General features: G+C 46.1%; 18 protein-coding genes. 12 read left to right on the top strand and 6 right to left on the bottom strand.

Going from position 1 to position 22318, the window contains the following annotated elements; translation table 11 throughout:
* The first annotated feature begins 44 nt into the window (after window positions 1–44).
* The 3 genes from QT984_RS26765 to QT984_RS26755 all read left to right on the top strand — a co-directional run bounded on the left by QT984_RS26765 (window position 45) and on the right by QT984_RS26755 (window position 3293).
* Window positions 45–407 (top strand): hypothetical protein, encoded by a 363-nt coding sequence (locus QT984_RS26765; protein ID WP_333058007.1) that lies wholly within the window; start codon window positions 45–47, stop codon window positions 405–407.
* Window positions 408–758: 351 nt separating this feature from the next.
* Complete coding sequence (locus QT984_RS26760) at window positions 759–2009, top strand: transposase (RefSeq protein WP_333058006.1); 1251 nt, start codon at window positions 759–761, stop codon at window positions 2007–2009.
* A 261-nt stretch (window positions 2010–2270) separates the two neighbouring features.
* On the top strand, window positions 2271–3293 hold the full coding sequence (locus tag QT984_RS26755; protein ID WP_333058005.1) for a tetratricopeptide repeat protein: 1023 nt from the start codon (window positions 2271–2273) through the stop codon (window positions 3291–3293).
* Between the two features lie 91 nt (window positions 3294–3384).
* Here the strand turns inward: QT984_RS26755 and QT984_RS26750 are convergent, their stop codons facing one another.
* From QT984_RS26750 to QT984_RS26735, 4 genes are all read right to left on the bottom strand, one after another.
* Window positions 3385–4131, bottom strand: coding sequence for a hypothetical protein (locus QT984_RS26750; protein ID WP_333058004.1), 747 nt, complete (start codon window positions 4129–4131; stop codon window positions 3385–3387).
* A 259-nt stretch (window positions 4132–4390) separates the two neighbouring features.
* Window positions 4391–4567: a hypothetical protein gene (locus QT984_RS26745; protein ID WP_333058003.1), complete on the bottom strand. Its 177-nt coding sequence runs from the start codon at window positions 4565–4567 to the stop codon at window positions 4391–4393.
* A gap of 306 nt (window positions 4568–4873) precedes the next feature.
* Window positions 4874–5596 carry a pyridoxine 5'-phosphate synthase gene (locus QT984_RS26740; RefSeq protein WP_333058002.1) on the bottom strand — a complete coding sequence of 241 codons (723 nt, stop codon included), beginning with the start codon at window positions 5594–5596 and terminating at the stop codon, window positions 4874–4876.
* Window positions 5597–5788: 192 nt separating this feature from the next.
* Entirely contained in the window at window positions 5789–6574 is a 786-nt protein-coding gene (locus QT984_RS26735; RefSeq protein ID WP_333058001.1) for a nucleotidyltransferase domain-containing protein, read from the bottom strand.
* Window positions 6575–6847: 273 nt separating this feature from the next.
* Between QT984_RS26735 and QT984_RS26730 the strand changes: the two genes are divergently transcribed.
* The 5 genes from QT984_RS26730 to QT984_RS26710 all read left to right on the top strand — a co-directional run bounded on the left by QT984_RS26730 (window position 6848) and on the right by QT984_RS26710 (window position 13600).
* Window positions 6848–7708: a Tab2/Atab2 family RNA-binding protein gene (locus tag QT984_RS26730; protein WP_333082477.1), complete on the top strand. Its 861-nt coding sequence runs from the start codon at window positions 6848–6850 to the stop codon at window positions 7706–7708.
* A 270-nt stretch (window positions 7709–7978) separates the two neighbouring features.
* The gene (locus QT984_RS26725) at window positions 7979–9274 is read left to right on the top strand and encodes a TldD/PmbA family protein (protein ID WP_333211829.1); all 1296 of its coding nucleotides are present in this window, start codon (window positions 7979–7981) and stop codon (window positions 9272–9274) included.
* A 114-nt stretch (window positions 9275–9388) separates the two neighbouring features.
* Window positions 9389–10345, top strand: coding sequence for a GDSL-type esterase/lipase family protein (locus tag QT984_RS26720; protein ID WP_333057998.1), 957 nt, complete (start codon window positions 9389–9391; stop codon window positions 10343–10345).
* Window positions 10346–10359: 14 nt separating this feature from the next.
* Window positions 10360–10485, top strand: coding sequence for a hypothetical protein (locus QT984_RS26715; protein WP_333211832.1), 126 nt, complete (start codon window positions 10360–10362; stop codon window positions 10483–10485).
* Window positions 10486–10786: 301 nt separating this feature from the next.
* Window positions 10787–13600, top strand: coding sequence for a chloride channel protein (locus QT984_RS26710; RefSeq protein ID WP_333057997.1), 2814 nt, complete (start codon window positions 10787–10789; stop codon window positions 13598–13600).
* A 335-nt stretch (window positions 13601–13935) separates the two neighbouring features.
* Here the strand turns inward: QT984_RS26710 and QT984_RS26705 are convergent, their stop codons facing one another.
* The gene (locus tag QT984_RS26705; RefSeq protein WP_333375297.1) at window positions 13936–15447 is read right to left on the bottom strand and encodes an FAD-dependent oxidoreductase; all 1512 of its coding nucleotides are present in this window, start codon (window positions 15445–15447) and stop codon (window positions 13936–13938) included.
* Window positions 15448–15548: 101 nt separating this feature from the next.
* Here QT984_RS26705 and QT984_RS26700 point away from each other — a divergent pair, with 101 nt between their 5' ends.
* The 4 genes from QT984_RS26700 to QT984_RS26685 all read left to right on the top strand — a co-directional run bounded on the left by QT984_RS26700 (window position 15549) and on the right by QT984_RS26685 (window position 19787).
* Entirely contained in the window at window positions 15549–16397 is an 849-nt protein-coding gene (locus QT984_RS26700; protein WP_333211837.1) for an ABC transporter permease, read from the top strand.
* Window positions 16398–16504: 107 nt separating this feature from the next.
* Window positions 16505–17362, top strand: a complete 858-nt coding sequence (locus QT984_RS26695) for an ABC transporter permease (RefSeq protein WP_333375294.1) — start codon at window positions 16505–16507, stop codon at window positions 17360–17362.
* Window positions 17363–17413: 51 nt separating this feature from the next.
* A complete protein-coding gene (locus QT984_RS26690) occupies window positions 17414–18475 on the top strand; it encodes a spermidine/putrescine ABC transporter substrate-binding protein (protein WP_333057993.1) in 1062 nt (353 codons plus the stop codon).
* 223 nt (window positions 18476–18698) lie between these two features.
* Window positions 18699–19787, top strand: coding sequence for an ABC transporter ATP-binding protein (locus tag QT984_RS26685; protein WP_333375291.1), 1089 nt, complete (start codon window positions 18699–18701; stop codon window positions 19785–19787).
* A gap of 165 nt (window positions 19788–19952) precedes the next feature.
* Here QT984_RS26685 and QT984_RS26680 read toward each other — a convergent pair whose 3' ends face one another.
* Window positions 19953–22133 carry a thioredoxin domain-containing protein gene (locus QT984_RS26680; protein ID WP_333375289.1) on the bottom strand — a complete coding sequence of 727 codons (2181 nt, stop codon included), beginning with the start codon at window positions 22131–22133 and terminating at the stop codon, window positions 19953–19955.
* Between the last annotated feature and the right edge of the window lie 185 nt (window positions 22134–22318).

Here is a 22318-nt window from a genome sequence, read left to right as displayed (position 1 = left end):
TTACTCTGAGTAGTGCTTTAAAAACATAAAAGCCAGTGCCAAGCATGAATCATTTAGAACTCGAACAAGAAATTGGGAAGATGGCTAGAGCGATGATGACTCGCAATAGTTTAATTGGTAAGGATTTGATTGCGGATCTCAGAGGGCGGCTGTCTGTTGACAGTGTAGCTGCTTTGATGATTGTCAGTATTGAGCGTTTGATTTGGTATGACTGCGAGTCCGTAATCTGGAGTTTGAGTTATTTGATTCCTGCTGACGTGATGGAAGAAATTCGCCGGATTACTGCGCTGGTTGTTTGCCAGCGGTTGATGGGCAAGGGTTTTCTGCTGGGGAAAGATTTTAGTATTGATGCAACAGGCCAGTTGATGTTGAGTGAGAATGCTAAAACAGCGGTTGTGATTGCTTGAATTGGGCAACCAGAAGTAGAAGCTATTAGCACTAGGAGATTTGCAGTTAGACTTGGGGCGCCCTAGAACTTTTTGTGTAACTGCAAACCTAATTCGGGATGCGGTGGTAAGAGTTGCGCGATTCACCAAAAAATTGGGTCTGAAGCCCCGTCCTTTTAGGACGGCTTTCCCTTAACCTTGAGGCTCCTGATTAATTCTCTCTAAGTACATCAGTTTTAGTTCTAGCTACAGCTTTGCAATGTTCTTCAATAATTGCAAATTCAGATTCCTGAATCCGAAAAAATAAACGTTTATTCAGGAAATTTTTCGAGTTTTTGCTGTAGGATTATATGACAACAAAGAGGATGACTCATGTTGGGCTGTCAACAAAATTTCATTCGAGTTGATTCAGATATTCAAGCTATTATTGAATACCTGTGTTCTGAATCTGCAAAACTTTCTAATTGTGGGACTTACTATTCCCGCCAGCTATACTTTAAAACTGGTAAAATCCCAAACCGTGCTCAGTTGCACAAAGTTTTGGGGACGGAAAACCGAAACCGACACTATCAAGCGTTCTACTCTGATACTGCTCAACAAATTCTGACGGGCGTAGCAGAGTCTTTTAAGTCATTTATGGGATTACTAAAGGCTTTTAAAAATGGCGTAATTACGGAACGTCCGAAGCTACCGAAATATCGTCAAGGCGGAATGGCACTTGTGACATTTACGGGTAGGTCGGTAAAACTCAACGACGGAATGTTGAGATTCCCTTTGGGTAGCAAGGTTAAAGCGTGGTTCGGTCTAGATGCGTTTTTCCTTCCGATGCCTTCTAATCTTGATTTCAAAGCGATTCGGGAATATCGCATACTTCCCCGGAACGGCTGTTTCTACCTAGAGTTTGTCTACACAACGACCAATGTCCAGGCAGATATAGACCCTGCTAAGTGCTTAATGATCGACCACGGCGTAGATAACTGGTTAACTTGCGTGAGCAATGTCGGTACAAGTTTTATCGTCGATGGCAAGCTTTTAAAGTCGCTTAACCAGGGATACAACAGACGAGTTGCATTTCTCATGAAGGGAAAAGTTAATGGCTATTGGTCTAAAAGGCTTGCCAGCTTGACCGAAAGACGGAATCGTCAGATGCGAGATGCCGTTAACAAGGCAGCAAGGAAGGTAATTAAGCACTGCTTAAAAAATCGGATAGGAACGGTTGTATTCGGTTGGAATAAGGGACAAAAAAATTCTGCCAACATGGGAAGCAAAACTAATCAAAAGTTTGTGCAAATCCCTACGGGAAGACTGAAAGATAGAATTGCTCAACTCTGTGAGCAGTATGGCTTGAGGTTCGTTGAAACGGAAGAATCTTATTCGTCAAAAGCTTCTTTTGTCGATCGTGATTTGCTACCTACTTTCGGCGAAAAACCCGAAGGGTGGCTTCCAATTGGCACGCGGATTAAACGTGGTTTGTACCGAACGGCGCAAGGCTGGCTAATTAATGCAGATTGCAATGCTTGTGGCAACATTGGTAGAAAAGTAGCGGTGATGCTTGGACTTGATCTAAGCGGAATCAGTAGAGGCGAGTTGTCAGCGCCTTTAAGACTTAAATTATGGTCTTAAGAATCCCCATGCCTTCAGGCTGGGGAGTGTCAAGCAGAGTTAAAATTCGCAGCAGCTCTAAAAAACGATGAGTGCGGTTAGCTAAAAGAGCTTTTTACGAGAGGAAAATAGTTAGTTTCGACCGCAAATTGTTGAGGTTGTTACGGGTACTGTGTACGGGCGATCGCCCTGTATCAAATTTTTCATATTTTTAGTGGAATTACAGTTTTATTCCAGGTATGGTTTCATGTAGAATCATCCCTAAGATAGATACAAAATATTATGAACTTAATTCAAAACTTGGAAGCGGCTTGGTATTACCATCTGGGATCGCGCCACCTCGAAGCTAAGGATGATCATGGTGCTCTGGCGAACTTTAACAGAGCTTTGAAGTTGCAATCAGATCATTATAAGGCTTGGTTCGGCCGAGGTATGGCTTTGGGGAATTTAGAACGGCACTTAGAGGCGCTGAAGAGTTTTGATGAGGCTTTGGCGGTGCAGCCGAATGCGAGCTTTGGCTGGCACAACCGGGCTATTGCTTTAGGAAAGTTGGGCGAGTGGTTGGAGGCTCTCAATAGTTTTGACCGGGCTCTGGAGTTCAGTCCGTGCGCGGCGAGTATTTGGCACAACCGAGGACTGACGCTGATCGAGATGGGGCTGTACGAGAAGGCGGTTCTGAGTTTCGATCGCTCTTTAAATTTGTATCCGGAGGCTGCTTGGGCATGGTACAACCGAGGTAATGCCCTGTTGGAACTCAAGCTTTACTATCAGGCGCTCAACAGTTTTGACCGGGCGATCGAGTTTAAGCCTGACGATGCGAAGGCTTGGTACAATCGCGGTATAGCTGCAAACTCTATGGGACTTTACAAACAAGCAGTAGCTAGTTTTAGCCGATCGATCGCTCTACAACCGGGCAGAGCCGAAGCTGTGGGCGAACGGAGAGTTGCTTTGGAGAAATTAGTAGGTTTAAATCAGAGAAATTCCAAGTTTACTCCCACATCTGAGCGTCCCTTGGAAGATTATTTAATTTGGTACAACCGGGGTGTGGAATTGGCGCGAAAAGGCTGCTACTCTGAGGCGATTGCTTGCTACGAAACAGTCTTAGAAATAACTCCTGATTTTGCTAATGCTTTTTACAATAAAGCTTGCTGTTATGCGCTACTGGGATTTGCTGATTTGGCCCTTGACAATTTGCAGCGGGCTGTTGAGTTTATCCCTAATTTGTACCGAGAGCTAGCTTTAGCTGACCCGGATTTAAGCTGCATTTGGAAACAAGAACGTTTTGAAGCGCTGATCCAAGGTTGATTTTACACAAAAAACAGCTCGCCCCATTGGCGAGCTGTTTTTTTGGGCGGCGCAAATTCGATCGCCCTCAAGAGTATTTGTGCAATCTTTGCTATTGCACAGAAACTCGGATTGAGGGCTTGACCGGCCTCTTGGCAACTACGATCACCCGGTAAGTGCCGGATTCCGGTAGTTGAGCAAAAGTTTGACCTTCGCCTTGATCCAAGAGTTGTCCCGACGGAGATTCGATCGCCAGATCGAGATTTTTGGTACTAGCTGTCACCCTAATTGTCTGTCCCTGTTTGCCTTGAACGGTGATAGGCTGGATTTGGTAGCCGGACATTTTGAGTTTGACTGTGGCTTGTGTTTCCTTGAATGCTATGGGAATTGCGCGATCGGGCCGATAAGTCCACTTGGCGCTAAAGTCGCGTCCGATTACGAAGCTGGTGGTTTCACCTTTCGGGGTAACTCGCACGCGATAGATGCCTGACTCTGGCAACTGGCCAATCCACTGATTATCTCCTTTTTCAATAACCCCCATATTTTCACCATTGGGACTGTACAGTTCGGCTGTTAGTTGTCCTGCCCACAGCGAGAGAGTGAGTTCTCGCCCTTTGATGCCTTCAAAAATATAGGTGGTGGGTTGGTTGATGGTTTCTCGGAGTTCCGAGGTTGACATTCGCTTGATCGGTTCGAGGTTTGAAACTGATTCAGAAGTAACGGGTTTGTTAAGGGTTTCTGTAATTTCCGAGGCAGCCATCAGCTCGCTCGGTGCAATTTTGGGGGCTACTGGGCTGGCAAATACTGATTTTGCCGTCATCATGAGTAGCATTCCAGTCAGTAAAATTATTTTTTTCATGTCGCACTTCCGAGGGGGGGGTAAGGAGTTGTATATGGTTACTTGTGTTTGCCTGTTTTCACCGGATTAAATCTGGCGATCGCACAGAGGCTACAGCAGCATATAGGATACAAGTAAATATCCCGTACTTGCACAAAACCTGCTGGTAGCAAATTGGCAGTGCGGGAGCTAAGTAGTAGCCTCAATTTGTCGAGACATTTCAATGATACTACCTACGCATAATATCATCAGAGAATATTACTAATTTAGTCGAGGAAAATTAAAGCTTTTTCCGAGGTTCTTGCTCAAGAAATGCCCACACCCAAAAAACGCCGTCTCTGGGATTCTGGCTCTGCCTTGCTACTGGAAAACGGCTAGCACCAGCAGGGGGTGACAACCCTAGTGTTACTTCATTGTTGACAATTCCCGCATCCAGGATACCCGCCACGTGATTCATCCGTCCAGAAATAAAAAACCTGTATCCGATGAAACTTGCCGAACGTATTTATCCGTGGTCAATGCTTCAATGCTTCAATTCTAAAATCTAAAATCTAAAATCTAAAATCTAAAATCTAAAATTGATTGACGATCGCTTAATTATCTAGGGCGCTGCGAACCCCACCTTAGCATATTTCTAGCGTATTAAACCATTTTTTGCGTAAATTTTGATACTGTATCTTGGTAGAGCGGATTGAGTTATTATTTCTGACAAAAACCAGTTAATCACTACCAAATCCGCCCTACCACACGAGGTTAAATTGTACTACGAACCTGCCAGGATTTGCAGATAAGCTTGTACTGTGTTGGACAACCCCATTTCTAGCGCTTCCGCAATTAAAGCATGACCAATTGATACTTCTAGTATATCAGGAATAGAGCAAAATTTAGCTAAGTTTTGCAAATTTAAATCATGTCCGGCATTCACCCCTAAACCGGCTGATTGAGCCGCTTTAGCTGCTAAGACATATTGTTGAAAAACAAAGTCTACTCTACCTTCGCGAAAAGCAGTTGCGTAGGGTTCCGTGTACAGTTCTACTCTGTCTGCTCCAACTTCTTTTGCTAGCGGCATGAGAGCAGCATCTGCGTCCATAAACAAGCTGACTCTGATGCCGTTGTCTTTTAATTTTTCAATGATTGGTAAGAGCCGATCGCGATTTTCGGGAATATTCCAACCGCTATCCGATGTTAGCACGTCTGGAGCGTCCGGCACCAAGGTACACTGAGCCGGTTTTACGTCGCAAACTATATCCATAAATGGCGGCTGAAACGGATTTCCTTCGATGTTGAACTCAACGGTTAGCATTTTAGCTAATTCGTAAACATCGGTGGCTTTGATATGCCTTTCGTCGGGGCGGGGATGGACTGTAACGCCATGAGCTCCGGCAGCAATTACTGTTTTTGCGGCTTCGGTAACGCTGGGGATACCGATGTTTCGAGAGTTTCTGAGGAGGGCGATTCTGTTGATGTTGACGCTGAGTTTTGTCATGGGATGTTAATCTTTAAAGTTGATCTCACATCTTGCATCTTTCTCAATAACGGGCTCTCCGGCCCGTTCCACAAAGAGTAGATTTTCCTGTGGAACAGGCCGAAAAGCCTGTTCAAAAAAGGAGTATTGACAATGGTGCAAGATATAAGTTGATAATACTATATTAATCGCTTTCGGTACTAAATTTTGAGCCTATTGCGGTAGTGTCAGGGCATTGTCAGAGGAAAAATTAGCTTGTGCAAGCGGTAAACTTTCTGCAAAAAAAGCCTCAGCTATTTGCTGTTTTACTGCCAAATCTTCAAGGTTGGCAATGCAGAAAAGCGGTGTGACGCGATCGACTATTGGGCGCGGAAAATCTCTGCTAAAATATTTTAGTTCAAAGTCGTATCTGTGGGGACGGTAAATCATGCCCAACAGTTCGACTAATGGTAGAAGCGTCCAGTTGTGATAGTTGCCGATCGCATCTACTAAATGTTCGCGATAAATCTCTTTTTTAACCAGAGGTTGCAGCAAATTAAAACGGATTTTAAGGTCGTTTAATCTCGACTGCATTGTAGATAAATGTTTGCTTTTATCGACAGGATGCGGTACAATTAGATTAGCTTTGTCAAAGGCGATCGGCACTTTCCCGTGTCTCTCTATTTCCAGGAAATCGTTGCGGCGGCTGCGCCGGAAAACGGCGAAATCAATTAGCAAAAACGGCGGGGTTTCTTTCAGCCGCCAGAAGCACTGCGACTGACCGTGCCAAGCGGGTTCGGGAACTCGATATTTGAGTTCGATTTCGGCAATTTCTGCGAGGGCTTTTTCAACAATCTCAAATGCTTCTTCCACGCAGTCATCTTCAACCACAACCGCAATATCGAGGTCTGACCACTCGTCGGTGTATCCGTGGGCTGCTGAACCTCCTTGCCACAAAGCGAGAACAAAATCTAAAGGTTGTAAGGTTGAAACAATCTTTTCGAGAATGATTTGTCTCATGGAATCAAGCTATACTGTTTGTTTTCCCTGGCTTGCACAAGTTTAACAAACGATCGCGTGTTGAGAGAGCTCCGCGACTGTTCTCCGAGGAGTTGCTAATGCTTCCGGTTGTGCACTCCTGCCAAAAATTACACGGGAAGCTGCAAGGGAGAGTGGCAATCTTTGAGAAAGTGCGATCGCCCTTGAAAGTGAAAATCAGCCTTATATTGTCAGAATCAGAAACTTGCCCGCTGTCCGGTAACATGAGAAAGGATTAATTTTTAACAGCGCGGCATGGCTACTATTTGGGAACTCGACTTTTACAGCCGTCCAATCATAGACGAGCGAGAGAAAAAAAAATGGGAAGTGTTGATCTGCGAAAGCCCGCTGAATGTAGGCGACAAGGCCGAATCTCTGTTTCGCTACTCGCAATTCTGCTCCAGTTCTACCGTAAATTCCCTGTGGCTGGCGGGTGCTATTAAAGATGCGATCGCCGCAGCACCGAAACGCCCCGAAAAAATCCGCTTTTTCCGCCGCCAAATGGCGAACATGATTACTAAAGCCTGCGATGACTTGGACATTCCCGCCGCCTGCAGCCGCCGCACCCTCGCCCTCAGCCTGTGGCTGGAAGAACGGATGCAAGACGTTTATCCCGCCGAACCGGGCTATCAACCGGTTGTGAACCCCAGCGTTCAATTTGTACCCGAAACGCCAGTTGCGCTGCCGGATGCTTTAATCGGCGAAAAATGGGCGTTTGTGAGTTTGCCGATCGCAGCTTTTGACGAAATGTCCGAGTGGGATATCGGATTTGGCGAAGCTTTCGGACTGCCGATGACACGCCTCGCCCCAGAAACGCAAATTCCGGGACTAATTATCTACTCGTCGAGAGCAACAGCCCTGGCAGGTTGGATGTCGGGCTTGGAGTTGGCTTTCCTGAAATTTGAGAGCGGCCCACCCGCTAGGCTGGTATTAGATACGGGAGCTAACGATCGCTGGATTTTAGCTAATCTCAGAGACGCAGCAACTGAGAGAGAAGCGAAAGGATTTGAAGCCGCGAAAAACCAAGCAAAAAAAGTACATTTCTTAGCAATTCAGTCGAATCCCGAATCGGAATCTTTTGCAGGATTTTGGCTGCTGCACGAACTAACTATTTAGTCATTAGTCATTAGTCATTAGTTATGAGTCATTAGTCATTAGTTATGAGTCAATATAGCTGTTAACTCTAGACTAATGACGGTAGATTATTAACTGATGACTAATGACCAATGACTGTAAAATCTGGTTATAGCCAATTACACCAGTTTTCCCAAAAGAATCTAAATGTAGACCCGTGCACCCAACCCATATCCAGTAAGTTATTGCCAATTCTTTAATCGAAAATCGAAAATCGAAAATCGAACCGCCCATTACCAACCACCGAGAACAATGACCAATCACCAATCAGCAGAACAACTGTTAGAACTAGCCACCAAAGCAGGTGCAGAAGCTGCTGAGGTATTGGAATCGCAATCGCTCTCGCGGCCGGTCTTTTTTGAAGCAAACCGCCTCAAACAGCTAGAAACCGCCCAAGCAGAAGGTATTGCCCTGCGGCTGTGGCGGGATGGGCGGCCGGGTTTGGCGGTGGCCTACGGGCCCGTGGAAGCGCAAATTTTGGTGGACAGGGCGATCGCGCTTTCGCAACTTAACGAACCGGAAACCATCGAACTCGGCACCGGTGAGAAAGTTGTTTATCCCGATCGCGGAGTGTCGGTGCCGGCCGAACAGCTAGTAAACTGGGGAAAAGAGGCGATCGCGATCGTCCGCGAAGCTTATCCAGAAAGCCTCTGCACCGCCGAACTCGACTGCGAAATCGAGAACACGCGCTTGGTGAACACCAAAGGCTTGGATTCCAGTCACACCGACACCACCCTCAGCGGTTACTTATCAGCAGAATTAGTGCGGGGAGAAGATTTCCTCAACATTTGGGAAGGCGAAACCGAACGCGGCACCCTCGACTTAAACACCAGCGCCAAGCGGGTTTTGCAGCGTTTGGAATGGGCGAAAGAAAATGTAGCCCCCCCCACGGGCCGGGTGCCGGTGCTGTTTACAGCCAAAGCCGCCGACTTGCTGTGGGGGACTGTCTGTGCGGCGTTGAACGGCAAACAGGTACTCGAAGGCGCTTCGCCTTGGAACGATCGATTAGGCCAACAAGTGACATCGCCCCTTGTCACCCTCTCGCAGCAGCCGGATATCGGGCCCTATAGCTGTCCTTTTGATGACGAAGGTACTCCCACTCGGGCGATCGTCTTTATCAACAGCGGAGTGTTGCAGCTATTTTATACCGATCGTACCACCGGTCGAGCCTTGGGCAGTGGCACCACCGGCAACGGATTTCGCCCAGGTTTGGGCAGCTATCCCACGCCGAGTTTATTCAATGTTTTGATTAAACCAGGTTCGCGATCGCTAATCGATTTAATCGCTAAATTAGACGACGGAATTGTAGTCGATCAAATGCTTGGCGGCAGTGCCGGAATTTCCGGCGATTTTTCAATTAACGTCGATCTCGGCTACCGAGTCAAAAAAGGTCAAATAGTCGGCAGAATCAAAGACACAATGGTAGCTGGCAATGTTTACAGCGTCCTCAAACAATTAGTAGAATTGGGAGGAGACTCCGAGTGGAACGGTTCTTGCCAAACACCGTCTCTAATTGTAGAAGGATTGTCCGTCATCGGCAAGAATTAAAGTCAGTTGTTAGTAGTCAGTTGGCAGTTGGCAGTTGGCAGTTTTTAGTAGCCAGTTGTCAGCAATCATCCGTTAACAGTCAACAGTCAACAGTCAACAATTCCCACACATAATATGCGTATTTGTTTTATCGGCGATTCTTTTGTAAACGGTACTTGCGATCCAAAATGTCTCGGTTGGACAGGACGGATTTGCGCGGCCGCTTGCGGACAAGGACACGATATTACCTACTACAATTTAGGAATAAGGGGAGAAACCAGTGCCAATATAGAAACTCGTTGGTTCAACGAAGTTTCTTGCCGCTTACCTCACTACGCTGACGGCAGAATAGTATTTTCCTTTGGCGTCAACGACACTTACCGAGAAAACGAAAAAAATCGCATAGAAGTTGAAAAATCAATTGAAAATGCTCGCTCTATTCTCACGTCAGCCAAAGAAATATTTCCAGTATTAATGGTAGGGCCACCGCCAGTTATTGATGCCGATCGCACAAGGCGGATTGCCAACTTATCCGAACAGTTTGCCCAAGTTTGCAACGAGTTAAATGTGCCTTATTTAGATGTTTGCACCCCGCTGCAAAACTCGGAAATTTGGCATAAAGAACTTACCGAAAATGACGTTTCCCATCCCCGCGCCGCCGGTTACGCTGAATTGGCTAAAATAGTTCACAATTGGGACGGTTGGAAAGCTTGGTTTAAAAATATCAATATATCAGATCAAGAGACAGTAACGCTGTTCCGAGCCGTCGGCAAAAAAGAAATGGAACTGATTAAAGAAAGCGATTTTCTGGCATTTCCGCCGCGACTGTCTTTTCAGCCTATTTTTTATCCCGTACTCCACAAAGCATATGCCATACAAATCGCGAGAGATTGGAATACAAGAGATGCAGCATCGGGATATTTCGGCTATGTCACGCGCTTTCGGGTTGCGGCAGAATTCTTAAAAAAATATCCAGTTCAAAATGTGGGCAGTTCGATTCACCAAGAATATTGGATTCCGGCAGAAGAATTGGCTCAATTTAATCAAAACATTGTGGGAAAAATTGAAATTTTTGCGGAATATCAACCCTAAAATCGAAGCAAACTATGCTAGAAATTAATCAATTTGAAGTAGTGAGTTTTGACTGCTATGGCACTCTGATAGATTGGGCAAGGGGCAAGACGGTTCAGTTAATGTTTTTTTTGTCCTTGCGAGCTTTAGGCGAAGCATAAGCCCTTCGGGCAGGCTTCGCCAACGCAGTGTATGTTTTTCACATGGTTTGGTCTCCATGAGTGTCTTATATCAATTCGGGTTACACCGGAATGATTGTTGACTGTTGACTATTGAGTGTTGACTCTTGACTCGGTGTCGAAAAACTGAATATTTGAGTGTTAAGTGTTGACTAAATTTTATGATTCCGATGCAACCGGAAACGCTATTATCTGAACCGTATTGAGTTATATTTTGCTAAGTCGAAGGATTTTTTGCTAAAGTGCGATCGAGCAGACAATTCTCAGGTCATCTACGCTATTTATGCCGTACATAACTATCCCTAAACAATTTAGGGAACCTTCCAGGGTTATCAAATCTCAACTTTTTTTACGGCCGAAACGCCTAGCCATTTTTGAAGCTTGTCTGATCGGCTTAGTGGCGGGACTGGCTGGTGTTTTGCTAAAGTCGGGAGTCGGATGGCTCGGCAGTTGGCGAGTTGCTACCTCGACATTAATCCCAGCTTGGATATTACTGCCCAGTGTCGGTTTAGGCGGCGGGTTGCTGACTGGTTTATTGATTGAGCGTTTTGCTCCCGAAACTGCCGGCAGTGGCATTCCTCACGTCAAAGCTGCTCTTGGCGGAGTCAATCTTTCCTTAGATTTGCGAGTAGCTGTCGCCAAACTTCTGACGACTATTTTAGCAGTTGGTTCCGGTTTAACTTTAGGCAGGCAAGGCCCTACTGTGCAAATAGGAGCATCTTTGGCTGGCTGGATAGGTCACTTGATGCCGACTTCCCCAGACTACCGCCGACAATTGATTGCTTGCGGTGCTGCTGCCGGATTGGCTGCTGGTTTTAATGCTCCCATTGCAGGAGTTTTGTTTGTAGTTGAAGAACTGCTGCACGACGTTTCGGGATTGACTTTAGGGACTGCAATTATCGCTTCATTTATCGGTGCCGTTGTCTCGCAGCTTTTGGGCGGCGATAGTTTAAATTTGAACCTTCGCGCGTACCAAACCAGTTTTGATGCTCAGGAAATCCCGTTTTATATACTATTAGGAGTTTTAGCGGGATGGCTGGGAGCTTTGTTCACCAAAGGGATTATGGCTAGCTTGCAATTTAACAGGCGATCGCTCAAATTAGCTTTGCCCGTGCGAATGGCTCTAGCTGGCATAATCTGCGGTTCAGTAATAGCTTTTCTCCCAGCAACTTTCCGCGATAATACGGGTTTACGGGAGTTTATGCTGACAGGCGAAGCAAGCGGGATAACGAGTTTAATTGCTTTTATAGCTCACTTTTTTCTAACAATTATTTCCTCGGCTTCTGGAGCTCCGGGAGGATTGTTTTCCCCTGCCCTAGTTATGGGTTCTGCACTCGGTCACATGGTGGGAATTGTGCAGGCAGATTCCCTGGGTGTCGGTTTGCCGGTAACTTACGCTTTGGCGGGAATGGGAGCGTTTTTTTGTGCGGTTTCTAGGGCGCCGATTACTGCGGTAGTGATTGTGTTTGAAATTACGGCGGATTTCAAATTAGTGCTGCCTTTGATGATCTGTTCTGTAGTTGCTTATTTGGTGGCGGAAAAGGTGGACAGTGGCTCTTTTTACGATCGCCTTTTGGAGTTTAACGGCATTCAACTGACAAAGGCAAAAGCTGCCAGCAATACTTTGAGCGACTTGCACGCAGATGACGTGATGCAGCGCCGAGTTGAAACTCTTTCGAGTCTGCTGACTTTCGATGAAGTGATGCAGGCTTTTTCGCGATCGCACCACCGAGGATTTCCAGTAGTTGAAGATGGCAAATTAGTCGGAATTGTCAGTCAAACCGATTTGGCAAATGCCAGCGATCGCAATTTGTCCGGCAACTCGCTGCTTAAAGAATTTATGACTGTAGGGCCGATCGCAGTCAAAGCAAGGGATACTTTAAGCGAGGTATTGTACAGGCTCAACAACTACAATATCAGCCGTTTGCCAGTCGTAGAAGGCCGGCGTTTGGTGGGAATTATTACCCGCAGCGACATTATCCGAGTTGAATCCGATCGCCTCACCGGAGAAACAACCCAGGGCCCGCATCCAGAACCTTCCTATGTTGTCTATCAAACCAGGGCTCCGCAAGTCGGAAACGGCCGCTTATTAGTGCCGCTTTCCAACCCCCAAACAGCACCCGCTTTGCTGCGGCTGGCGGCGGCGATTGCGCGCGATCGTAATTACGAATTAGAATGCCTGCAAATCATCATAGTACCGCGCAACAGTTCCCCCTCCGAAAGCGCAGTGCGGACAACCAAAAGCCGCCGCCTGCTACAACAAGCCGAGCGAATTGTTCGCAATTTGAACTTGCCAGTACACACCCAAATACGGGTAGCTCACGACGTGCCTAACGCGATTTTGGAGACAATTAAGGAGCGACATATCGATTTGATTTTGATGGGCTGGCAAGGCGAATTATCCACAAAAGAACGCATTTTTGGCGATGTGGTCGATACCGTAATTCGGCAAGCAGGCTGCGAGGTAATTTTGGTTAAATGGAGCGAAAAACTATTAGCAACACGTCAGAAAAATGAGTTTTCCGGCGCTTTTAGCGGCCGGAAATATACCTCTATCGAATGGGAGTTAAATCCCGAAAAAGTTGAGGGCGCAGATAATCCCCCATTGGCGAGATCCTCAGATTCATCAGCAACTCCTGACACTGAACTTTCCCTGCCGAATTCAGACATTCCAGCCCCAGAATTGGGGCTGCATACGCTGATGGGTTTGCACCGCTGGTTGGTGCCTATTCGCGGCAGTTACAAGCAAGCTGCGGCTTTGCGGTTGCTACCTGCTTTGGTGGCTGCGAGTGCTGTACCGGAGATTAAATTGTGTCAGGTTCATCAGCCTTCTGTTGCAGAACCCGATCGCGGAGAATTAAAGCAAGCAGCGGAGTTTATCAAGCGCCGGGTTAGCTGTTCGATAATAGCGACTTCGGTTTGCGCTAAATCGGTTTCTGATGCTTTAATTGATTTGGCTCAGAACGATCAGTGCGATGCGATCGTCCTGGGAGCGAGCCGGGAAGGGCTGCTGAAGCAGGTGATTCACGGGAATATCCCGGAAGCTGTGGCGCGCGGGTGCGACTGTACAGTCATTTTAGTGCGATCGGCCTCTTAGGAATGATAATTAAATAACTTCCACTCTTGAAAGTGGGATGGGCCTAAGAGCCCGTCCACTCATGACGGGCTCTTAGGCCCATCCCACAATAACAATTAAAATTGTAAGTTATTTAATTCGCGATCCTTAGCTAACCAGACGGGAATCCCCATTCTTCCTAACATCTCAGTTAAATCTGACATCTTGCAGCAATATCAATAAGAGGATTTTTCGTGGGGTCGGGCGGGTTTATAGAACCTATTTGCAAGCTTTAAGGCTGTTGGCGAACCCGCCCCTACGGCTAATTGAAAATGGTGCAAGATATCTGTTAAATGCGTTGCAGAATTTCCTTCTTCTTATGGCAGCCAAAAATCGGGAATGAAAGTTTTAGTCATACTGCGAGTAAACTGATTAATCTTTCTCCCGATTTGAATGTGCGGTTCGTCAGCTTCCACGGGAATAATTGCCGCTTTGTTTCCGATTCCGAAACGCGAAATCACCAAATTAGCCGCTTCCAAACCAGTAACATAAGCTTTTTCCTGCGACCAAGAACCGTGGCGGGTCACAACCCAATCGCCGCTCATCAATACATTATCATAACTTGTTACTGCCGGCAACAAATATTGATAGCTACCAGGGGCAAAATGCGTCACAGCCCGCGACAGCCGAATCGCGCTGCTGTCAATTACTTTTGCCTCCCGAAAAGCCGGAATGCAAGTCGCTAAATCCCGCTGAACTAAGGAAACTATTTCCTCATCTTTTAGGGGAATTAATTGATTTGCGTGATAAAAGTCAGCTTCGACAACTGTTCCCGGTTCGTCTCGAAATTCGTCGTGCAAAGCATTCAAATCAAAAAACGTCCAACCTGTAGTTGAACTAAATCCAAAACAGGCATTAGAAGGCAGGGGAATGTCAATTTTTCGGTCAAACCACAGGCGAACCGCTAACACGTCAACTGCACCCAAATTCATCGCATCCCGAAACTCTTGGCGACTTTGCAAAGCTGGGCTGCTGCTGATAATTTTTTGCATTCCCGTGACGCCAACTGCAAAAATAACTGCATCTGCCTCGAAGGTTTCTTCGCCGCAAACAACGCCTGTGGCTCGGTTGTTGCTGTCAACTATTAAATCAGTAACTCGCTGCTTTGTCAATACTTTTGCACCGAGTTTTTCCAGGATCTCGACCCAGGGGCGAAAGATTTTTTCTCCGACTGTTCCGCGACACCAAACTACATCAAAATCCGGTTGGTGTGCTAATATGAAATAATAAAGCATTCCCAAAGCGGCGGCGGCAGAACATTGTTCTCCGGGTGCAAATAAACCTACTAATAACATAGGCTCAAAAGCATCGCGGTAGAGTCTTGCAGAAACGCCAAACTGTTTGAAGAGTTCGCGGGCTGTGACGCGATCGTACCTGCGCCAAGCTTCGTCGGAATTGTCGAAATCTAGGACGGCGTAGAGTAAGGGTAAGGCTGAAAGCCGATCGACTAATGGCAGCCTTTTAAATCTGGTGTAAAGAAAGGTTCCTAACGGTGTGGGAAGGCGCGGTTCGTCCTGAAAAATTGGCGATTCTACTTCCAATCCCGCAGGTGAATACTGACAAGAACGAGTCCAAGGCGTGAAGGGATCGAGTCCTAATTTCTTGACTAAGGAAAAAATATTTTTGTAGGGATACCAGAAGCCATGAATCCCAGCTTCTACGGAACGCCCGCCGGCAGTTTTCCACCCTGCAACTAAGCCACCCGGATAAGGGCCTGCTTCTAGCAGGGTGACATCATAGCCTTGCTGGGCTAGGTGATAGGTAGCGCCTAAACCGGCCCATCCTGCACCGACGACGACTATTTTGGGGGTTGACGATTCTGCTGACATTGCGTACCTCTTGATAATTTATTAATGATGACATAATTCATAAAATGCGGATTTGATATAAAATGTGTTGCATTATGTGCTAAATTTCGCTTGAGTGAATAATGAGTGTCAAAAACCGCCAGCAGACTAACCTGTTGCTGCTCTTATTTCCCGCTACGGCATGGCTGATGGTTTTCTTCATTTTGCCCGTGCTAATTGTACTGTTGTACAGTTTCTTAGAACGCGGTACTTACGGCGGTGTTACTTGGATATTTACTCTCAGCAACTACCAGCGTTTGTTCAGTGGACTTTTCTTAGGAGTAATTGGGCGATCGCTCTGGCTGGCTTTTCTAACAACAGCCACTTGCTTATTAGTTGGCTATCCCCTAGCATTCTTCATCGCCACCCGTTCTCCTCGCTGGCGCAATGCTTTGCTTTTGCTGGTAATTATTCCATTTTGGACTAATTTTTTAGTGAGAACCTACGCCTGGATTATACTGCTGCGTAGCGAAGGAGTAGTTAACACAGCCTTGCAAAGCCTGCAAATTATTAGCGAACCGTTAAATTTGCTTTTTACGCCTTTCGCTGTGGCGATCGGTCTTATTTACGGCTATTTACCTTTCATGGTTCTGCCTTTATATTCTAGCATAGAACGCTTCAATTTTTCATTGGTAGAAGCCGCTCACGATTTAGGGGCAAATGATATCCGCACTTTCTGGCGCGTATTTTTACCATTAACAACTCGCGGTATTGTGGCAGGCTCTATTTTAGTTTTTGTTCCCGCTGTCGGCGCTTTCATCACACCGGATATATTAGGTGGTTCTAAAACAGTTATGGTGGGAAATTTGATTCAGAATCAGTTTATGAGAGCCCGCGATTGGCCTTTTGGTTCGGCGCTTTCTATGCTGTTGACGGTAATCATATTGATTCCTGTGTTAATTTACTTCCGCGTGTCTGACGAAACTGAATAAGGTAAGGTATATACAAATCGTTGCACCCTGCGTTTAGCTTACGATGCGCTCATGACTAATGACTAATGATTAATGGCTAATGACTACTGACTAATGACTACTGACTAATGACTAAAACAAAACTAGATTTACTCGTGCGGGCGATCGGCAAAAAGTGGCTTTGGGTACAAGCTGCACTAGCATTTGCCTTTCTTTACTTGCCAATTCTCATCTTAATTATTTACTCCTTTAACGCCTCCAGATTCAATGCCGTTTGGCGCGGTTTTACCCTCGATTGGTACCGCAGTTTGTTTAGCAATGCAGGCGCGACGATTGCTACGAGTAGCAGCGCCGGAATCTGGACAGCACTTAACAACAGCTTGCTAATTGCAGCTATTTCGACGGTGTTAGCGACAATTTTTGGTACAATGCTCGCCCTAGCACTCGAACGCTTTCATTTTCCGGGGCGCAAAGCTGTAGAAGCTTTACTGTTTTTGCCGATTATCATGCCCGAAATTACGATCGGCATTTCGCTGCTAGTTTTCTTTACCCTAGTATTTCGGATCGTAGAAAATCTCACGGGAATTCGCCTGAATCTCGGCTTACCTACCGTAATTATCGGTCATGTTGTCTTTAATATTTCCTTTGTGACTATTACTGTCAGGGCGCGTTTGGCGGAACTAGATCCTCAATTAGAACAAGCAGCTTTTGACTTAGGCGCTAACGAATGGCGGGCTTTTTGGCGCATCACTCTCCCTCTGATTTGGCCCGCTATTTTCAGCGCGGCACTGCTGGCTTTTACTCTGTCGCTAGACGATTTTGTCGTGACATTTTTTACCACCGGCGTCGGTTCCATGACGCTACCATTATTTGTTTATGGCATGATAAAATTCTCAGTGACGCCAGCGATTAATGCCATTTCAACTTTGATGTTGTTGGCTTCTTTGTTGCTGGTTGTATCATCGTTAAAAGTTCAGAAAACTTAAAAAAATTGCTTTCTGTGTCATAATTATTTTTGTCTGCAACTAACAAAACCTATGAAACGCCTGCTGACTTTCCTACTTTTGTTTGTGATGAGTGCAACGGTGGCTTTCGGCTGTAGCCCCACAGGTGGCAACCAACAGCAAGTGCTCAGCATTTACAATTATGCAAGTTATATCGCCCCAGAAGCGATCGCCCAATTCGAGAAAGAGAACAATGTTAAAATTCAATACGACACTTTCGAGAACAGCGACGCACTCTATGCCAAACTCAAACAGGGAAACCCCGGTTACGACTTAATATTTCCTGCCGATTACATGGTGAAAATCATGATCGCGGAAAATCTAATTGAGCCGCTGAATTTAAACAATATTCCCAACCAAAAGAACCTAGAACCTAAGTTTATCAATCAAGCTTTTGATCCAGGCAACAAATATTCGCTGCCCTACCAGTGGGGAACTATGGGAATTGGCTACAACGTGAAAACAGTCCAGGGAGAAATTAACAGTTGGGGGGTGATGTTCGACCCTAAATATACCGGAAAAGTAGCGTGGCAAGACGATGCTAGATACACATTAGCAGGAGTTTTAATGTATTTAGGATTTGATCCAAATACAACCAATCCCGAAGAGATTAATAAAGCCCGCGATTTGCTGATTAAAAGTAACAATATCATTGCAGCTTTTGTCCCCGACACCGGGCAAAATCTGCTGGATCAAGGAGAAGTAAATTTGACAATGGAATGGAGCGGTGATATTTTCCAAGTGATGACAGAAAATCCTAATCTCCGTTACGCTATTCCCAAAGAAGGAACAATCATTTTTTCTGACAACATGGCTATTCCCAAAGGTGCGCCCCAGAAAGAGTTAGCGGAGAAATTTATTAACTTTGTTTTGCAGCCAGAAGTCGGCGCCCAAATTTCCAATTTTACCCACTTCGGATCGCCCAACAAAGCAGCAATTGATAAAGGTTTAATTGACCCGAACGATTTGAAAAATCCTCAAATTTACCCGCCGGCTGAGGTGTTTGGCAAAATGAAATTATTGGAGGATGTCGGGAAAGCAACTGCATTGTACGATCGAGCTTGGACGGAAGTTAAAGCAGGGGCCGGAAAGTAGATATAAAATAGGTTTCTGCCGGGGCTGGTTTACTTAATTTTTTAGCTTGTTTTGGAGTTGCACCATTCTCAAGAACAGGCAAGATGCCTGTTCCACAAAGAATAAATTTATTTCTTGTGGAACGGGCAAGATGCCCGTTCCTAAACCAGTAATTGAGAATAGTGCAAGATATCAGTTTAACCGGACTAGAACTCAGCTTTTTATACTCACACATACTAACACAATGCACTCTGTCGAAGTTTTAGAAGTTTCCAAAATATTTAAAAGTGCCCGCAGTAAAGATTTCTTAGCTGTAGATAACATCAACCTGCAAATTTACGATCGAGAATTCTTTTCTTTACTCGGCCCTTCTGGCTGCGGCAAAACTACAACTTTGCGAATGATCGCGGGTTTTGAAATTCCCACAGCCGGCGAAATTTACATTCACGGCCAACCGATGCAAAATCGCCTGCCATTTCACCGGCCAGTAAATACGGTATTTCAAAACTATGCTTTATTTCCGCACATGACAGTAGCACAAAATGTCGCTTTTGGGTTGGAAATGGAGAATTTGCCTCAGAAAAAAATTGGCGATCGCGTTGCTGAAGCCTTAGCATTAGTGCAGTTAACCGAGGTAGGAAAACGCTATCCCCGCCAACTGTCAGGGGGACAGCAGCAGCGAGTAGCATTAGCAAGAGCATTAGTCAAACAGCCGTCTGTGTTGCTGTTGGATGAACCCCTAGGAGCGCTGGATTTAAAATTGCGTAAAGAGATGCAATTAGAATTAAAAAAAATGCAGCGAAAACTGGGAATTACGTTTATTTATGTAACTCACGATCAGGAAGAAGCACTAACAATGTCTGACAGAATTGCAGTGATGGATGGAGGAAAACTGCAACAAGTCGGGACGCCTGTTGATATTTATGAATATCCTAAAACGCGGTTTGTTGCTGATTTTATTGGCGACAGCAATTTTTTAATCGGGCAAGTAGTAGAAAAGCAAAACGGTCAAATAATCGTGTTAATTGACCAGCAGTTGCCCGTGTTAGTTGCGACAGCAGAAGATATGCCCGCCGGGAAAGTTGTCACCCTGGTATTGCGGCCAGAAAAAGCTGCTATTTATCCGGCTAATTATGACGCTGAAAATACCTGGCCGGGAATAGTAGAAGAGGCTATTTATATTGGCACTGACACGCGCTATACGGTGCGGTTGACTGCTAAAAGTTCGATCGCCCTTCGCCGACAAAACTTGCACAGAGATGACTTGCAGCGACACCAAGTCGGAGACAGCGTTCGAGTAGCCGTGCCGCCGGAAAGTATTTGCATTTGTTGACACTCAAGCGGGCTGAAGCCAGTGAGATTATTTGGAAGATTGAGGAGCAGACTGAAGATGCGATTCCTTCCCCGTAGAAGATAATCTACTTCTTCCTTCTGCTTCCTCCTTCTTCCTTCGCGTTTTTCGCGTCTTCGCGGTTCAATAATATAGACAGTATTGGTGCTAAACTCGCGTTTGACTTTGCAAAATTTCTTCCAACAGCCGCTCTTGACTTTTCGCAGGTTCCTTGCAAGTCAAACACTCGCAAACTAACCCGATAACACCTTCAGGCAAATCAGCCTCAATCTGACAGACAGCAGTCGGATAATACTGCGAAATCAACCCCGAAATCTGGTCGGGAGTCGTGCGAATTAGGGTAGAATGCTGATACCAGTCGATCGCCGAAAGTAGACTCGGACAACCTTGCGGAGCATCTTGTACAATACTGCTGAAAGCTTGCAAACCTTGCTCCGCGCGATCGAGATATTCCAAATTCGGGCCCAACAGCGCGAGGCGAACCAAAGATGCGATCGCAATTCCATTCGCCGCCGGAGTTGCATTGTCTATATAGCTGCGTTCCCGCACCAACAAATCTCCGCTAGCATCCTTAGCAGTATTGTAATATCCTCCCAATTCCACGCTCCACAAAAACTCATCAAATTCTTCTTGCACCTGCACAGCTTTCTCCAACCAAAACTGAGAATTCGGCAACTGTTTTGCCTCTTCCCCGTTGCCTAAAGTCAAACTCGCTTGGTGCAAATCCAACAAAGCTTTCACAAACAAAGCATAATCTTCCGACTGCGCGGTAACAGCAGATTGTCCGTCATAATTCAACCGCTGAAACCGCCCATCCGTCCACTGATTGTCTAAAATAAAATTAGCCGCTTTCACAGCTAATTCTAGATATTCCCAATTTCCAAAAACAGCCGCCGCGCGGGCCAAGCCCGAAATCATTAAGCTATTCCAAGCAGCAATCATTTTCGTGTCAGTAACGGCGGGAATTCTACCCGGCCAACTGTCGTTTTTAGCTTCTTGATTGTTGCGGGCTGGCGGAAAGGTTTTTACACTATCGGGATTGCCACCGTAACGCACAGCAAAGAGTTTAGCCAAAGCCTTTTCTACCCTGTCGCTTAGTTTGCCCGGATGGCGGCGCTGCAAGACATTCTTGCCTTCAAAATTGCCGCTGCGACTAACAGTAAACTGTGCTTTAATTTCTGCCAATTCCTCAGCAGTTAATAGTTGTTCCAGTTCGGCATAAGTCCAGACATAAAATGCTCCTTCTTCCGGTTCTGACCCCCCCGTTGCCCCCCCTTGGTAAGGGGGGGTTGAATTTTCTGTTTCCCCTTGATAAGGGGGGGTTGAATTTTCTGCCCCCCCTTGGTAAGGGGGGGTTGGGGGGGTAAAGCTGTCCGCATCCTGTGCAGCATAAAAATAGCCTGTTGGCGCAATCATTTCTCGCTTTAACCATTCTACTGTCCCCGCGATCGCACTTTCAAAAGCGGGTTCTTGTATTCCCGCGCTCCACAAATTTGCTAAATACTCAACAATTTGACCGTTGTCGTAGAGCATTTTTTCAAAGTGTGGCACAGTCCAAGTCGCATCAACCGTATAGCGGTGAAATCCGCCTCCTACGTGGTCGTAAATGCCGCCCAATGCTAAGTCTAATCCGCGCTGAGTGCAGACTTGTTTGCTGTCGTATTTTGATTCAAAATTAAATCGCGTTCCCCGCAGTGCTAGCTCAGCATAAGGTATCATCGGAAAACTGGGGCCGGGGTTGCTGCCCGCAACAATTCCCGTGTTGAGTTCTAAGCCTTTTTGGAAGAGTTCGCGATTTAATTCTGCGGTTACTCCTGACAGCGCTGCCGTCTGTTGGAGGTTGCCTAAAATCTCTGCTTTGAAGGCTTCTACTTTGCCTTTTTCTGTGTCGTAAAAGCGGCGAATTGCTTGCAAAACTTCTAAAAATCCCGGCCGTCCGTAGCGCGGTTCTACGGGGAAATAAGTGCCTCCGTAGAAGGGAACTCGCTCGTCTGGAGTGAGAAAAACGTTGAGCGGCCAACCGCCTTGACCGGTCATCATTTGCAAGGTTTGCATATAAATGCTGTCGATATCCGGGCGTTCTTCACGATCGACTTTTATCGGTATAAAATGCGAATTCATGTATTGGGCGATCGCGCCATCGGAAAAAGCTTCCCCTTCCATCACCGTACACCAGTGGCAGCTAGAGTAGCCAATGGACAGGAAAATCGGTTTATTTTCGCTTCGGGCTGTTTCTAGGGCTTCGTCGCACCAGGGCCACCAGTCGATCGGATTTTCGGCGTGTTTCCGCAGGTAAAGGCTTTGGGATTGAGCAAGACGGTTGACCATAATCAAATATACTTTTACTCGTGCTGGGTAAGCTTGTCAGTCCTCTAGCAGTTTAGCGCGAGATGTTTTAGTTGAGTTGTTGCTGATCATTATGTTTTAATATTAAGGCTGATGTGCGATTCGTTTAGCCTAAATGGATAGGTTCTCCTATCCAGGGACGGTTAGCCTGACTCCGCTGCGAGTTA

Origin of the sequence: Microcoleus sp. Z1_B2 (assembly GCF_036700325.1) — a bacterium.
In the GTDB taxonomy this organism is placed as follows: domain Bacteria; phylum Cyanobacteriota; class Cyanobacteriia; order Cyanobacteriales; family Microcoleaceae; genus Microcoleus.
The sequence above is the reverse complement of the archived record's forward strand: the minus strand, read 5'-3'. Positions and strand labels throughout refer to the sequence as shown.

Bases quoted from the DNA above. Each gene is read 5' to 3' on its own strand.
- QT984_RS26745 (WP_333058003.1), bottom strand. From the start codon at position 4,567: ATGAATCACGTGGCGGGTATCCTGGATGCGGGAATTGTCAACAATGAA.
- QT984_RS26725 (WP_333211829.1), top strand. From the start codon at position 7,979: ATGACCAATCACCAATCAGCAGAACAACTGTTAGAACTAGCCACCAAA.
- QT984_RS26755 (WP_333058005.1), top strand. From the start codon at position 2,271: ATGAACTTAATTCAAAACTTGGAAGCGGCTTGGTATTACCATCTGGGA.
- QT984_RS26720 (WP_333057998.1), top strand. From the start codon at position 9,389: ATGCGTATTTGTTTTATCGGCGATTCTTTTGTAAACGGTACTTGCGAT.
- QT984_RS26740 (WP_333058002.1), bottom strand. From the start codon at position 5,596: ATGACAAAACTCAGCGTCAACATCAACAGAATCGCCCTCCTCAGAAAC.
- QT984_RS26765 (WP_333058007.1), top strand. From the start codon at position 45: ATGAATCATTTAGAACTCGAACAAGAAATTGGGAAGATGGCTAGAGCG.
- QT984_RS26700 (WP_333211837.1), top strand. From the start codon at position 15,549: ATGAGTGTCAAAAACCGCCAGCAGACTAACCTGTTGCTGCTCTTATTT.
- QT984_RS26685 (WP_333375291.1), top strand. From the start codon at position 18,699: ATGCACTCTGTCGAAGTTTTAGAAGTTTCCAAAATATTTAAAAGTGCC.
- QT984_RS26750 (WP_333058004.1), bottom strand. From the start codon at position 4,131: ATGAAAAAAATAATTTTACTGACTGGAATGCTACTCATGATGACGGCA.
- QT984_RS26715 (WP_333211832.1), top strand. From the start codon at position 10,360: ATGCTAGAAATTAATCAATTTGAAGTAGTGAGTTTTGACTGCTATGGC.
- QT984_RS26705 (WP_333375297.1), bottom strand. From the start codon at position 15,447: ATGTCAGCAGAATCGTCAACCCCCAAAATAGTCGTCGTCGGTGCAGGA.
- QT984_RS26710 (WP_333057997.1), top strand. From the start codon at position 10,787: ATGCCGTACATAACTATCCCTAAACAATTTAGGGAACCTTCCAGGGTT.
- QT984_RS26695 (WP_333375294.1), top strand. From the start codon at position 16,505: ATGACTAAAACAAAACTAGATTTACTCGTGCGGGCGATCGGCAAAAAG.
- QT984_RS26730 (WP_333082477.1), top strand. From the start codon at position 6,848: ATGGCTACTATTTGGGAACTCGACTTTTACAGCCGTCCAATCATAGAC.
- QT984_RS26760 (WP_333058006.1), top strand. From the start codon at position 759: ATGTTGGGCTGTCAACAAAATTTCATTCGAGTTGATTCAGATATTCAA.
- QT984_RS26690 (WP_333057993.1), top strand. From the start codon at position 17,414: ATGAAACGCCTGCTGACTTTCCTACTTTTGTTTGTGATGAGTGCAACG.
- QT984_RS26735 (WP_333058001.1), bottom strand. From the start codon at position 6,574: ATGAGACAAATCATTCTCGAAAAGATTGTTTCAACCTTACAACCTTTA.
- QT984_RS26680 (WP_333375289.1), bottom strand. From the start codon at position 22,133: ATGGTCAACCGTCTTGCTCAATCCCAAAGCCTTTACCTGCGGAAACAC.